Here is a 13,915-nt window from a genome sequence, read left to right as displayed (position 1 = left end):
CTAGGCAACATAGGTCCTAAATAATCCGGGCGATAGAATGGGAAAAACACGGACTCGCCAAGTAATATGGCCTGAAACAGACTGGCAAAATGTTCCCTCATTTTATCCGGAGTTTGAGTGGCAATCACTATACCACTTTGAGCATGCTGTTCCTCTGACCACCACTGCAAAAATTCAGCATTCATCGGCAAAAACCAAGGCCCATCGTCAGCATTCGTTAACTGCTTTGAAGATAATAACGGTCCACCATGTTCACCTTTTAGTTCAGCAAACTGATGATGAGGAGCCCATTCCGAGTGTGGGTCAACAATAGCGAACAATGATTTATTCTGTTGAGTTTGCTGCTGAGCCCAGTCATAGACATAAAGATTATCTTGCATCTTAGTTTCCTTGCTCACACGGCTTCACCAGAGCGTTGACTTTGATGCTTTGTATGGCATTAAAAACAGGAAAAGTGACAAGCTCAGGAGCGGCGACCGCTTCCTCGCCATTAGGTAAACTCGCCATCAGCCCTGCAAACCCACTACCACTGCCTGGCGCGCCACCTGAATTAAGATTTATCGCTGCTCCCACCAAATGAACCCCTGCCGCATCCACTTTGACAAAGCTGCCGCCGACTTTGAGTGTCAACTCCGCGCCCGCTTCAATCACTACCTTTGCGCCGCTCTTGATGTGGACTTCATTACCCGACTCAAGCGCGTATACCCCCCCTGTTTTTTGATGTGTACTGCCATCAACGACAATGCTGTGGTCTTTTGTGATTTGAGTACGGCTCTCACCCGATACAACGACGTGCTGGTTATTGCTCACTTGTGTAAAACTGTCGTTATCCACGGTAAGGTGTTTGTCGTGCTTGATGTGTGTTAGGTGGTCATTAAGCACATCTGCCTCGTAATCCTTTTGCGCATGTAGGAATATTTTTTCTTGGCCGGATTGGTCTTCAAAACTCAGCTCGTTAAACCCTTCGCCTTGATGGGTACGACTGCGCATCACCGTTTTGGTTTTATTCTCAGGCAAAGAATAAGGTGGTGTATTGGTGGCGTGGTATGTTCTTCCGGTGATAATCGGCTGGTCTGGGTCACCATGTAAAAAAGACACGATAACTTCGTGACCAATGCGCGGAATGGCTATCATGCCATATAGCCCGCCAGCCCAACCTTGTGAGACACGAACCCAACATGAGCTGTGTTCATTCTCTTGACTGTTTCTATCCCATGGGAAATGCACCTTAACGCGGCCATGTTCATCACAGAAGATTTCTTCACCAGCAGGCCCTACTACGACACCCACCATGGGCCCATCCACTAATGGTCTGGGTTGTGGTGTTGCTCGCCACGTTAAATTAGTTGGTATCACCTTAAATTGATTGCCATAGGTTGTGGCGCCATCCCCGCCACTCTCTTCGAGTGATTGAGGCTGCGTACCGTAATGAGAAACTTCAACCACAATCCATTGGCGGTTAGCGCTCGCATCTAAGCTGCCACTGAGTTCAAATTTAACCCCTGCTTGTAAGCCTGGGTGGTCACTCTTGCCATGAGCAACATTCGCCTCACGGCGCAGATACTCCAAACGTATTTGGCTAAACAGCTTGCCGGTCTCATCACTCTTATAGCGACCTGGGAAATCATAATGCTCGTATTGCGCTTGCTGGAAGCTAAGCTCTCTCCCCAGTTGCTCCTGTAAGAAACCATAATTCGGTTTTTTAAAACTGCGCTCTTTTAATGCAATATGACTGGGCTCTATTTGTTGCACTCGCTGGAACTGTTTAATAGAAGGGGCATCTGCATCACCGCCAGATAACGCGTTATGAACGATAGGCACAGGGTATTGAGGAAGTGCCGCGTTGTTATCGACAAAGACCACCGTATGCTTGCCTTGATTCTGCTCGATGTAATAGGTCAAGCCCTCCTCTGCTGCAAGGCGATGGATAAAGGCTAAATCTGTTTCTCGGTACTGAACACAAAACTCTCGCTGAACCAAGATTTGGTTGAGGTCGAAGCGAACATCGACCACGTGCATCTCTTTCATCAGAAGAGTGATGATGTCTTGAATGGTCTTTTGTTGAAAAATACGACTGTTTTGACGCAAAGAGAGGCGTTCAATGGCCGGAACCAGAACCAACGCATAATCGGTATGATGATGGCCTATCTCACCTTGTATAAATTGACGCACGATACCATGCACTGTCTGCATGACTTCGCCATCTCTAATGACCGTCAGTTGTGCATTTCTATCCACCACTTGCTCTGCACTGATACCCGAGCGGCGACTCGACAAGTTAATGTTATAACGAAAACCATAGCAAGCCTGTCCAGCCTCAAACGTCGAATCTGATAATGACTCTTTTCCGTTGTAACCAGTTACCACAAAGCTCTCTTCTGGTAATCCATCAACCACTAATGTGAATAGTAATCTTGCCATTCATTGTGCCTTTAAACGAAAACGCTAACCAACAACGACCAACGCACGATAGAGTCATACGTTGGTCGAATTCAAACGTCACTCACCGGGTAAAAGGCGAGATTACGCTTCAACTGGCTTACGCCAGTCATCTGAGCCTGACGTACCCGCGTTAATGTGTTCCCACACAATTTTACGGTAAGCCATCGATACGGTGATATTTTGAGTAAAGTCTGCGTTCGCCGCATTTTGGCAATGTGGCATTTCACAATGAATATCAACAATGGCTGCGTTTTCAAGCTTAGTGGTAAAGAAGTTCTCTTGCTTCCCCTCTACCGAAGTGCGGTACCACTTCAATTCCACTTCTGAAATTTTTTCACCCGATGCCAGTGCGTTATAAAGCAGTGGCACGGCTTTATTGAGAGAAACCGTGAATTTAAATGGTTTATGAACACGCTGGCCCGATGGGTTACCTGATTGCGGGTCAGTTGGTACGGTTACGGTGTGGTCAAACTGCTGAACCAGCATTTCATCTTCATGACCTTCAACATAGCTATCACCGATAGAATCTGACGTACATGCACCGGCAGTCATAAGGCCCTGAGTTTGGCCAGTAATAGAGATATAACATGGAGTTGGCATTGGATAATTCCTTAAAAAATAATTAAATACACATTGTTATGCATTAATAACCCATCAAGTTTTATGCCAACTTTCAGTAACGAAAAATCAGATGATTATAGTGTTTTAATTGTTAATACAGGCAACTTCTTGCTCAGAACGAGCAAAAAGTTGCCTAGAACGAGCAAGAAATTGCCCAGCCGCATTTGTATATGATAAAACCGACAGCCAATTCAACTCAGTTTTTGAGCTATCAAAAATCCAAAAAAACACCTCAATCTGAACTGGTCTTAAATTAAGTTTGAGTTCGTTTCTGAGAGATGGCATTGCGATCTACTATTTCAAATCCTTATTTACGTCTAAAATGTCTTGTTCTATAACTGCGATTTCCCAACTAAGATTATTTAATCTTTCTTTCAAAATTTCGAGCTCGTTTCTGGCGGCTTCAAGATCCCCTTCTTTAATTAAGTTCTGTACATAATCAACTCGTCCATAAATCGGTGACAAACTTATTGCAAACTCTTCCAATGATTTGGTTTGCTTTTGAAGATCTTGCCATTTACCACGTTTTGCTAATAATGAGATATTCGCCATTTTGGTTCGTATCTCGCCAAACTTAGCCACAAAAAATTCTGTTTGATCCAATGCTGTTTTTTTCTCCTTGGTAAAAATAGCATTGAGTTGAAGTATTCTTGGGTCTTGAGGATAGAGGGCCTGTAACAGTCGCATATGACTTATTGCTCGTTCCTTTGGTTCAGAAAATGATTCTGCGATATTAAAGACACATTTACACCTAAAATTGGAATTATTGATTAATTAAATAATAAATAACAATTTGATTTTAAACACCGATATATACGACATTCCGCAGCTAATTCAGGAATAAACTGCCTCATAGAGGTCAACTAATAGTTATCAAAACCGAATTTGTTACTCCTACTTATCTTATTTGGTACAACGACGCTAAAAAGAAGGTGGTTCCGTCATATCAAAGTCGATGACAGCATCTATCATTCGGTGTAAGTCTATTTCATGCAAAATGCGGCGATGAGCCCAAAGCTCTCTAAGCGTTTGATAACTGGCTGGGTAGACATGTTTTGAGGTCGTCAAATAACAGTAATAGATCAAAATTCTCGATCTCGCTATAAGATACCGTCGTTGTTTTTACTAAAAAAATGAACACTAGATCATGCTTTTTTAATTCTAAAATTTGATGGATACCTAGTGTTCTGCTCTCTTAAATGATTGCCGTGCTCTAAGAATAAATACAAAGTTAGAATAAATTCCAAGATCTGACTTTAATGTAAGTTAGGAGGCATCACCAAAGCAAGAGACAAAGGCGTACAGTTTGGCAGTAAAGTACGTTATGACAAGATCAACGAATTGTTAGCCACCGGCTTATCACTAAGAGCAGTGGCCAAAGAGCTTAGCTGTGGACTATCAACGGTTCAGAGAGCGAAAGCTCGACAAAAGTGAGCCGTGGCTTCATCCTTAAAATCACGGCTCAATGGGAAAATATATAAAAACCTGTCTTGGGGGATAGACTAAAATAGAACTAATGCATCTAATTAAGTTTTTACAAAATGCAACGAAATCAACACTAAAATAAAACAAATTAGACAAATCAGTAAAGTAAATTAATTTTATCGTAACCGTAACAGTTTTGTAAAAACACTCATAATCAGAACCCTTATATCTCACCCGTGCTCCTCAATTCTGTATCAATTAAATCATTGACACTGTATGTAAATACAGTATATTTATTGATAAGATCTTAATGGTTTGTCATGGAGTAAACGATGCGTATTGAGATGATGGTTGATGAAAAAATGTTACCTAAACAGGGCTGCTCCAAAATAACAGCAGAAATGGAAAAACGCTTATTAACACTTTATCCTGACATTAGAATTCGAGTACGAAAGGGCTCGAATAATCAATTAGATATTTACGCAAAAATCAAAGACGATAAGAAAAAAATTCATAACATCATCGAGGCAATGTTTAATGAATCCGATGAATGGTTAACAACAGAATTCGCGTAAAAAGAGGATAGCCTTTAACTCGATGAGTAAGAATATACACCTAGTATGAAGCTCAGGCTGTTAAAAGGGGGAACGTTGGCGCTCCCTCTTAACAAAGCAAAGCTATACATAATGACGTGATTTTCGCCAATATATCCGTATTGTCCCTCGATTGATCCCCAATATTCGTGCAGCCTGGCATTGATTACCTCGTGTGTGTTGCAATACCGACTCAATCACAGCATAACCTAATGAGTCCAAAACCCCGGATAAATCCGGGTCTCCACTATGATTGCGGGGGGTGTATTGACTCTGGCTCTCATTCTCCCCGAGGATAAGACTCAGTTGTCGAACCAACGCTTGTTGGTCAATAATTGTCGACATCGCTGTTATACTACCGGATGAATGACAATATGGGCTTGATGAGTTATAGCATTCCACTCGTTCATTTCCGCCGTAAACCAACCGTGCTGATTAATCACATCAATTAACTCTGGTGCCCGTTGCAACTGGATCAACATGGATAACGGCGCTTGTTGATGACCATTTTCGTCAAAGCAATGATCAATGTGGTCTTCAAGGATATATAAAATACCCGGCTCCGTCACACCACCCTCCTCGAAAAGCCGCGACTCTAACCTTTCTTGATCATACAAATACACCAAAAGAGAATAGAACTTTTCAGCACCGGCTAATTTCGTTTGCTTCGCTTGTTCATTCAATTCGTACAATTTCCTCTCCAAACTCCCGTTCTTTCGTCTTGCCACCGCCAACATCAACTTAATATCTTTTTTTATATTGGCTAAGCGGGCATCTTTCAATTTGATCTTTAAGTACTTAATTAACAGCTCGTTACGAGTCGCCGTAGGGCAATAGCGTTGAGACATCGCAACCTGGCCCAATAAATGAAGGAGAGCATGACTCACGGTTGCGTGGAGGTTTTTGTAATATTCAAAGTCACGTTTAATGTGCATAGACCATCACTGCATGTTATTTAGTTACTGTATATAGCCAAATGGCTCATTGCGTTCAATTTTGAAAAAACCGTGCTATTGAACTTGACGACCCGAGATAGTCATACCCGAGTCCACACGATCGATATGACTCAGCCGAGAAAGAGCGTTCTCTGCTAACAACCGCGGTGGCGATGATAGCAATAACTTCTGATTCACTCGTTCTTCGACTAAGGCCGCTAAAGCACGCCAGTTCACTTTCTTCTCATTCTCAAATGGCAATGAAAATGACCTTATGTTCCAATCCATAAGGATCTTAGGATCCAGAGAGCGCCCAACAAAACGTGTTTCATAATGTAAATGGGGGCCGGTTGAATTGCCAGAGTTACCACAAGTCGCAATCAAATCCCCTTTTTTAACAAACTGACCATTGCGGGCTTTAAAGCGATCAAGGTGCGCATAAGAGGTCATAAATCCGTAGGCATGGCGCACTGTCAGAAAATTGCCAAAGCCCTTTTTACTCGCTCTTACCGTTTCTATCACCCCATCCGCAGGGGCAATTATCGGATCCCCAACATTGCACGTTAAATCAATACCAGTATGAGTCTGTTTACGACCTGAAATCGGGTTACTGCGCTTTCCGTATAGTGATGAGATACGTTTGTATTCAAGTGGACTACCATTAGGGATCGCTTCTAGCATAGCCGCTTTTAACGCAGAATCCATTGCAACCAAATGCAAACGAGTTGACCAATCCGCCTCTCGTTGCTCAATATCATTGCCATCTAAACCAAGAACCATCTCCACATCTTCAACCCGCTCACCAAGTAGTGCCAGTTGCGCATCACGTTGGCTCATCACTTGAGATAACTCATGAACATCCGCTTGATAACCCGCATTCTTAGCTTCTAATGTTTGATTTTTCTGATAGAGATCGAGCAAAATTTGCTGCTGGGCGGCATAAGCACTTTCTAAATCAAGATAATCGATGGAACCAACAACAAAAACGGTCCCAACAAGGAAATAAACGCCAAGGCGAAGCTTACTCATTCGAAATAGCCTATTATTCATACGCATAGAGTGTATTAATCACGATGAATTGAGTACCAGATAGATTTTACTATCTGATTGATGATAAAGGCCATTCCCCATAAAACGGTCGCGAACATTACCATCGACATAATGGCAAACGCAGGGGATGCGTTCCATGCAAGCGTAATAAAACCGCCCCAATCTGTCTCATCCATGACGGTGTGCATCCTTATCGTTCTTCGATAAAACGAAGTTCAAACTTGTTAAAATCAAGAGATTGTACCAATGCGGATAAATGGTCAAGTCGCCACTCTCGAGGGACGTTGATACGTGCATGACGAACCACATAACGACGCATTTCAGTGATATACACCCCCACCAAATGAAATTTAGCTCGTGTTTCGCTCGATTCCTGAGCTAAAAGACATCCAGCGCTTTCAACTGAGCCAGGCGCTTAAATTCGCCCTCTTTGATATATTCTAATTTCACACAAAACACCATAATGACAATTACATTACGGCATTATGTGGTTTACCTCTTATCTATCAAGCTTTATTTTATCGGCGGCACAATTGATCGCGCAAATTGGGCGGCGTACCTTTTATCGTCAGCGTATCAGTCTCTGGGTCGTAAAATATCCGCTCATCAAGCAACAGCCCATCAAATGTTAACGAGATCCCACCGCCGCTGCCAACAAATTTCGTCAAATGCTTGAGAGCTCTTCGCTCAATCGGAAATTGAGGATCAAGCGCACACAATCGATCTATGATGCAATAAGCAGCAACACCAATCACAATCACGACAAACACGTCCATCTTATCTATCCTCTAAGTTGTCCCGCATTACTTGGCTCTAAACGCGAAATCCTATCTTGAATACCAATCATGATCTTTTCAGATGCCCACCCTCTTGAATCCAACACTTGATTGTGACCAGCCTCATCACGACAAGAAACAAAAAAGTTCCCATTCTCGTTACGTTGAGTACACCAATCAACATATCGATATCTCGTTTCACTATTTGGGAGACCAGCTCTTGTGCCACAATAGCGACCTGGCTCAGGTAATTCAATATCGAAATATGACATTGACTCAACTTGAGCCATTCGGCCCATGATTGAAACTACAGCCTTTGTAAACAGAGCATTAAGAGGATGGGGTTTCACTCGTTGAGGCAAACGACCTTTCATTTTTTTCGTTCGATTACGCAATTTATTATGGTTCGACATATCTATTCCTCATCGCTAAAGCCAGACTACCGCAAACCAAAATGACGAACATCACAAGCCGTTGGCATCATAATTTCACCATTCTCTATGGCTTGTATTTCTTTTGCGTACTCCAACGCATCACGACGTCGTTTCACCGCACGTAATTGCTCGATATTGGCTTCTTGGTCTTTACTCTTTGGTCTAAGGGCCATAACACCCTCGACCGCTTGATGAATTTCGTGCTCTAGCATCATTATGCCACCTCCTGCTCATCGGGTGTATAGAGAGACAGATGATTTAAGGCCCCCCACTCTATATCGCTCAGCGTGGTGTTCCAATCATCATCGCTTGCATCAAAAGATTGGATAATCACCTGATAATGACCAAGCTCTTGATGGTGCACCGCATTAACAATAAGGCGATGACCATTGACTAAAGAGACGTAAACACCCGGCTCAGGAGGGGTTAACATAAAGGCATGACAAACAAAATCGTCCGTTTTACTCATCACAGAACAAGGTGATTGACGATGACGCGCTCGCTTAAGTGCTTTCTTTTGTTGACGCTGTTGCCGGTTCATATAGCCTCCTGATTTTGCGCCTATATTGGTCATTATTTTACCATATCGCACAGTAATAATTAATTGTTTTATACAGTAAAAACAATAAGATAATTAAATACCTCACCGCTAAAAACCATCATATAACAAGTGTCATATTCATGGAGGAGCGGTGCGACGACATAAAGAATGAGCGTAGCGAAAACAGCGTGTATCAAACTGTCGTAAACGATAAACGTACCACAGATACTCTGGCCTAGATTTTGCCTTTCCTCCTGCTAAGATGCGCGAGCGTAGCGAGTAAGAAAGTGCGTTAACACTAACGCGTTCTCACTGCTTATCGCTGTGCTGCTAAACTGGCGTTGTGCCCCTAAAAATCATACGGCTTAGTTGATGGTTTTGTTTAAGGCTTTTGATTTTTAGGGGAAGTACCTTAGAGCGTAGCGACTTCTTTTAAAATGGGATCGATCAAGTTGGCTGTAGGTGAACCGCGTTCGCTTAAAGAGAATCGATTACTTTTATTATTGAGTGTGCGGCTTGCTGCACTATCGTGCAGCGGCTTCCCGTTGTCCTCGCATTCAAGAATGCTCGACCATCGCGAACCTGAACTATATGAATACCTTTTAATATTTATATACGTATTTATGTACATACAAAGTTTAACTACGAAGTACACATAAGCGCAGGAGCTTTTTGGGATAGAATTTAAGAGGTATTTCTATCATCCATTACTTGCACTACCTTTTGAAAAGATGAGCATATCAAAGCTAACATAGCGTAAAAGAGAACGAACTTAGACCGAAAACCAATGAAACACCGACTTGTTTTGATTGATTTTTGACCAATAATTTAATGTTGATGTACCAAAACCTCCGCCGTTAAGCGGATACAAGTGGATTTCTTAATGAGGATGTAAAGATAGCTGTTCTTGAGCTTGGTAGCTCGAGAACCAGCTCGATGTATTGCCCGTGTATTCATTTAATCGAGAGGCGTTAAAAATCTCTTGAATACCCGATGCAATCGTACGGAAGTTTAACCACTCAAAGCGTAAGCCTTGCTTAGTTGCTCGTTCGCGAGTAGCAATAATAAGCTGACAGATGTTTTTGTACTTAGTGGTAACTTTTAAGTCATTGAAGAATTTAGCTGTGAACTGCTTATAGCCAGCAGCACTACGAACTGTTCCGTTCTCGTCGTCCACACACACGTTGATCCGTTCAGTGTAAACGTAAGAGGCACGTTTTAGGTACTTCATAACTTTAGCAAACGACTTAGGCGAGATGAACTCTCCCCAGCGTAAAGCGTAGTCTTCTTGCAATTGGTCATAGCTGATAGTCTTGAGTCCGGCTTCTGTAGGTAAACCTATGCGACCGCCGATCAAATCTGTGTTAGGTAAAATACACGCTAAAGCTTTTGCTATTGACTCCCTACACTGAATGTTATTGACGGCGGCACCGCCCCACGCAAAAAGACCAGGGAAGCGTTGAGGGTTAGTGATGTATTCCTCGCAACCTTTTAGGATATAGGCGTACTCATGCGGTAGATCTACCCACTCACCAGAACGAAGCAAACGACGTTTAGAAAAGCCAAATTTAAAGTTAGGGTTGGTTTCTTGCTCACGTGAAACGACTTCATGGTGCAATTCAATCAGCTCATGCTTACGAGCCTTACGTTTTGCTCGATACGCTTTGTCGTATTCGACTTTGGTTAATGGCGTCGGTTGACCGCCCTCTTCCTGAGCGTTCTGCATTGCCGATAACGTTCTGTTACTTTCACCCATGGGTCACTCTCTAGAAAAATTACGAGGCACGCTTTATGACTGGCGCATACTCTGCGCGCTCTAATTCTTCCAGAACCTCAAACGGAACCGGACCCAACATCGCCATGGCTTGTTGTGCTTTTGCCGTGTTTTGCACCATATCAAGGCGAGTCACACCTGAGTGCTTGTGAACCAAGACTTGGTGCAACACACTCTCCATCTTACGGATGCAATCAAAGCGGCGTTTTTCAAATTCAGAGCGTGTGATTTGAGCTTTGAATTGTACATCAGACAGCCGCACCATCAATACATCAAAACTTTCAACCAGCGCCATCATGCGCCAACCAAAACGACTCGCAATACGTAATGTTTTCACGTGGGGACGTCGGCTCAGGCATTCGGAAAAAGAGAGACGAGCGGTCATCATTGGCGGCAGCGTTGAAAGTTGTTCATGGTAAAAAGTAAACGCGCCATTCATCATTCGCTCTAACTCAAGTAAGGCAAAATCCGCATACGGATCGTCATGACGGGCCGCATATTCAAGCGTACTGACCTCGGTAAGAAAACGGCCGATACTTGGCAGAGGCGCTTTATTGCCTGGATTCCATAAGCGAATGGTTTCCACACTATGTACCGTCATTTGAGCTTCAGAAGCTAATGCTCCAAGCCCTTGAAAGTTATTTCTTTTGTTTTTTCTTGTCTGCTTCATGATCAACTAGTCCCGGTTTTGCTTATTCTTTTTCCCACAAATTTCATCCCAAATTGCTGCAATACTAACTTGCAACGTCTCTGATGCTTGGATGATCTGATCTGCAGAGGCTTCTTTAAAATTCTTCACACCATTTTTTTTCAATACATCCCATAACTCATTACTCACATCCGTAGGCAAGCAGCGTTGTCTATAGATAGCTGGGATCGCTCTTCTCCAACGCCCCATATCAACACCTTTAATCCCTAACAAATCTTCAAATGCTCGATTGTTTGCCCCTAGTCTTAAAAACACCTGACCTTTTTCTGGTATGCCAATGATCACAATCATTCGACATAACTGATCTACATCCAACAAAGGCACATGTTTGGTTAAGTCTCGAGATAAAGAACGCAAGCTCAGCACAGTTTGGCTTTTAAGTGTCCTTAACAACTCAGCATTAATACCTGCGTTTAATAAATCTTTGTCTCGGCCTGCCGCCGCTAGTGATGCCAAATGACTAAGAACTGTCAGCCAAATTTCTGTTTGAACTTGGCTCTGAGCCACCGGTGCAATTGCACTTTTTTTATTTTTACTGCTCATTCACACTCCAAGTAGACATGAGGGTTAATTGGGTAAAGATCAGCCCATTCAGGCTGTACCGCGAATAAAAAACCATTCAGAGATTTATCACTCTCTTTGATCAACGCTTTATGCACACTGCGCCCGTCGGCGCGAAGTTGATGTTTACCAAGTGGCTGTAATCCTTGTTGCACCAATCCATAAGTATTGGCTTGAGCAAACAAACAGCGTTCCGCAATAAAATGATGAAACGCGCCAGGTGAAACAACGAACATGCCCTGCTCTAATCGATGAAACAGGGCTCCTTGCCGATTTACAGGCTGCACGCCCCCTTTCAGAACAGCATCAACCCATTGATAAAATGCGTGGCCGAGAGCTTCGGGTGAGGTGCTTCGTGCATCAAACTTCTGCGACATAATTGATAAATCGAGGGACAACGCCTCATTCATCACTCCGTCACTTTCGCTATGATTCATCGTATTAAGTGCATCTTGCGCTATTTCTATCTCATCACTTTCAATCAGGGATGCTGAAATTGCTGGCTCAGTCTTGTTTGCTTCCATTCCAGGCATAAAACTCATTAAATCCATACTGAATGAAGATATTTGGCTTTCTTGCTCCAACCCCTCTGGTTGCGTTGTAATTGTTGCAGCCAGGTCTACTTGGCTATTTGAGCTTTTAAAATCTTCTCCCAATGACGATATCGCGGTCTGTTGACCTAATGACACCCCATCTCCTTGGTCTTGTTGCAAAACGTCCGTAGTGTCGCTGACAGGCGTAATTGACCCATCTATTGAGGGTAAATCACCCTCCGGCCAAATCGACGGCCAGTGAACGCAAACAAACGTGAATGTTTGACGCCAATCAAACGCTCGTAAAAACACCTCACATTTCCATATCGCCATCTCATCATCATTCGCGCGAATGAGTTGGTGTTGTTGCAATTCATTAAATAATCGAGAGTTATCCGATGGAACGTTGTTGATCCCTCGCTCTAATAACGAGACACGTAATCGTTCAGCGATCGGTTTACTCATCAAAAATAAGTGTTCACCCTCAACAAATCCCTCAGCCCCTTTTTTGTTTAGCGGGAACGCACCGGACTGCAGCAAATGTGTCAATGTCAAACGAAGCTGACCCGCCAATGAACCAGAAGCCCCCCGCGCTTTTTCCGCCGCCTGATTAATACCGGCTTTATCTGCGCCTAAGTTTTGCGCCACACTGGCAGCGTCCGCTTGCATTAGAATTTGCCCAATAACACTGTCACTCCCAGCATGACCTGAAAGATAAGCACTTATTTCATGGTAGAGCTGACGATCACTGGTGATGGCCGCCATCGGATTTTCACCGAGTAATGGTGTTAACCACATTAGTCCGCTGTGTTGATGTTGACTGTAGTGACGCTCCTGGTGATATCGAAATCGGTACGGTTGAGTTATTGTTCCTAATGCCGGTGTCCAACGAACGGGCGTTTTTTCCTCTCCCACAAATAACTCAATCTCCATATCAAGCACTTTTCCTACGTCATGCAATAAAGCACACAGAAAAACCCCATATACCCACACGATCTCTTTATGAATTACATCTTCTGGCACCGTATTCGGCGGCAGAATGTAATTACGGCGAATACGCATCGCGTAAATCGCCACGTCTAGACTGTGTAACAACAACCCTCTTGGTGTGGCATGGTGGTATGACTCTGAGGCTGGTAAATCTTGGCAACACATTGCAAAACGAATGACCGTATCAACGACAAACTCATCCCACACCTCATAAGGCAGGGCTAAGCCACTGCGCTTTAAAACGCGAAGTTTGTCCTTGATAAGATCATCTTGCTTTAATTGTTCAGCAGTCCAGGGAGCGCAAAATCCCGCTGGGGTTTTAACACTGAGCGTTGGCTGAGCTTTGTTTTTTGGTTCATCATTAAACCAGTCGATGAGTTGTTTAATCCGTATAAGCATAGTTACTACCTTGTGTATATAAACAGTGGTTATTTATACAGTTTATGTATTTAGAAAATAAATTCTATAGAAAACCGTATTTTTTTTAGGGATATACAAAAGACCAAGTGAATGCGAAATGATAAGTACACG

Annotated in this window: 16 protein-coding genes and 2 pseudogenes; 1 reads left to right on the top strand and 17 read right to left on the bottom strand. The window is 43.1% G+C overall.

Translation table 11 applies throughout. The features are described from left to right. The 4 genes and pseudogenes from DZ860_RS17135 to DZ860_RS17115 all read right to left on the bottom strand — a co-directional run. The coding region (locus DZ860_RS17135) for a DUF4123 domain-containing protein (RefSeq protein WP_120033738.1) at nt 1-380 on the bottom strand (380 nt) is incomplete at its 3' end. A gap of 1 nt (nt 381) precedes the next feature. Then, entirely contained in the window at nt 382-2,421 is a 2,040-nt protein-coding gene (gene tssI, locus DZ860_RS17130; protein ID WP_120033737.1) for a type VI secretion system tip protein TssI/VgrG, read from the bottom strand. Between the two features lie 102 nt (nt 2,422-2,523). After that, entirely contained in the window at nt 2,524-3,042 is a 519-nt protein-coding gene (locus DZ860_RS17125) for an Hcp family type VI secretion system effector (RefSeq protein ID WP_120033735.1), read from the bottom strand. A gap of 315 nt (nt 3,043-3,357) precedes the next feature. Further along, nucleotides 3,358-3,798, bottom strand: a pseudogene (locus DZ860_RS17115) (type VI secretion protein); the annotation flags it as partial. 1,022 nt (nt 3,799-4,820) lie between these two features. Between DZ860_RS17115 and DZ860_RS17105 the strand changes: the two are divergent. Beyond that, a complete protein-coding gene (locus tag DZ860_RS17105; RefSeq protein WP_120033729.1) occupies nt 4,821-5,063 on the top strand; it encodes a DinI-like family protein in 243 nt (80 codons plus the stop codon). 102 nt (nt 5,064-5,165) lie between these two features. On the opposite strand, the gene DZ860_RS24915 is transcribed toward DZ860_RS17105, so the two are convergent. The 13 genes and pseudogenes from DZ860_RS24915 to mobH form a co-directional block, all read right to left on the bottom strand. Further along, entirely contained in the window at nt 5,166-5,426 is a 261-nt protein-coding gene (locus DZ860_RS24915; RefSeq protein ID WP_120033727.1) for a helix-turn-helix domain-containing protein, read from the bottom strand. 5 nt (nt 5,427-5,431) lie between these two features. Further along, the gene (locus DZ860_RS17095; RefSeq protein ID WP_120033726.1) at nt 5,432-6,016 is read right to left on the bottom strand and encodes a DUF2913 family protein; all 585 of its coding nucleotides are present in this window, start codon (nt 6,014-6,016) and stop codon (nt 5,432-5,434) included. Between the two features lie 75 nt (nt 6,017-6,091). Further along, on the bottom strand, nt 6,092-7,045 hold the full coding sequence (locus DZ860_RS17090) for a M23 family metallopeptidase (RefSeq protein ID WP_243641877.1): 954 nt from the start codon (nt 7,043-7,045) through the stop codon (nt 6,092-6,094). A gap of 35 nt (nt 7,046-7,080) precedes the next feature. Continuing rightward, nucleotides 7,081-7,242 carry a hypothetical protein gene (locus DZ860_RS24465; RefSeq protein WP_165862926.1) on the bottom strand — a complete coding sequence of 54 codons (162 nt, stop codon included), beginning with the start codon at nt 7,240-7,242 and terminating at the stop codon, nt 7,081-7,083. A gap of 14 nt (nt 7,243-7,256) precedes the next feature. After that, nucleotides 7,257-7,400 carry a hypothetical protein gene (locus tag DZ860_RS24785; RefSeq protein WP_243641876.1) on the bottom strand — a complete coding sequence of 48 codons (144 nt, stop codon included), beginning with the start codon at nt 7,398-7,400 and terminating at the stop codon, nt 7,257-7,259. Between the two features lie 184 nt (nt 7,401-7,584). Further along, nucleotides 7,585-7,764 (bottom strand): annotated as a pseudogene (locus DZ860_RS17080) (nucleoid-associated protein); the annotation flags it as partial. Between the two features lie 83 nt (nt 7,765-7,847). Next, nucleotides 7,848-8,255 carry a hypothetical protein gene (locus DZ860_RS17075; RefSeq protein ID WP_120033722.1) on the bottom strand — a complete coding sequence of 136 codons (408 nt, stop codon included), beginning with the start codon at nt 8,253-8,255 and terminating at the stop codon, nt 7,848-7,850. 26 nt (nt 8,256-8,281) lie between these two features. After that, nucleotides 8,282-8,491: a hypothetical protein gene (locus tag DZ860_RS17070; protein WP_120033720.1), complete on the bottom strand. Its 210-nt coding sequence runs from the start codon at nt 8,489-8,491 to the stop codon at nt 8,282-8,284. Further along, the gene (locus DZ860_RS17065) at nt 8,491-8,817 is read right to left on the bottom strand and encodes a hypothetical protein (protein ID WP_120033718.1); all 327 of its coding nucleotides are present in this window, start codon (nt 8,815-8,817) and stop codon (nt 8,491-8,493) included. The genes DZ860_RS17070 and DZ860_RS17065 overlap by 1 nt, the downstream gene beginning before the upstream one ends. An 880-nt stretch (nt 8,818-9,697) precedes the next feature. Beyond that, nucleotides 9,698-10,543 (bottom strand): hypothetical protein, encoded by an 846-nt coding sequence (locus tag DZ860_RS17060; protein WP_120033747.1) that lies wholly within the window; start codon nt 10,541-10,543, stop codon nt 9,698-9,700. Nucleotides 10,544-10,592: 49 nt separating this feature from the next. After that, complete coding sequence (locus tag DZ860_RS17055) at nt 10,593-11,261, bottom strand: PFL_4669 family integrating conjugative element protein (RefSeq protein ID WP_120033716.1); 669 nt, start codon at nt 11,259-11,261, stop codon at nt 10,593-10,595. A gap of 6 nt (nt 11,262-11,267) precedes the next feature. Continuing rightward, nucleotides 11,268-11,843 (bottom strand): hypothetical protein, encoded by a 576-nt coding sequence (locus DZ860_RS17050; RefSeq protein ID WP_120033714.1) that lies wholly within the window; start codon nt 11,841-11,843, stop codon nt 11,268-11,270. Next, on the bottom strand, nt 11,840-13,783 hold the full coding sequence (mobH, locus tag DZ860_RS17045) for a MobH family relaxase (protein ID WP_120033712.1): 1,944 nt from the start codon (nt 13,781-13,783) through the stop codon (nt 11,840-11,842). The genes DZ860_RS17050 and mobH overlap by 4 nt, the downstream gene beginning before the upstream one ends. Between the last annotated feature and the right edge of the window lie 132 nt (nt 13,784-13,915).

This window comes from Vibrio sinensis, assembly GCF_003605645.1.
In the GTDB taxonomy this organism is placed as follows: Bacteria; Pseudomonadota; Gammaproteobacteria; order Enterobacterales; family Vibrionaceae; genus Vibrio; species Vibrio sinensis.
This window is presented reverse-complemented; position numbering and strand designations above follow the sequence as displayed.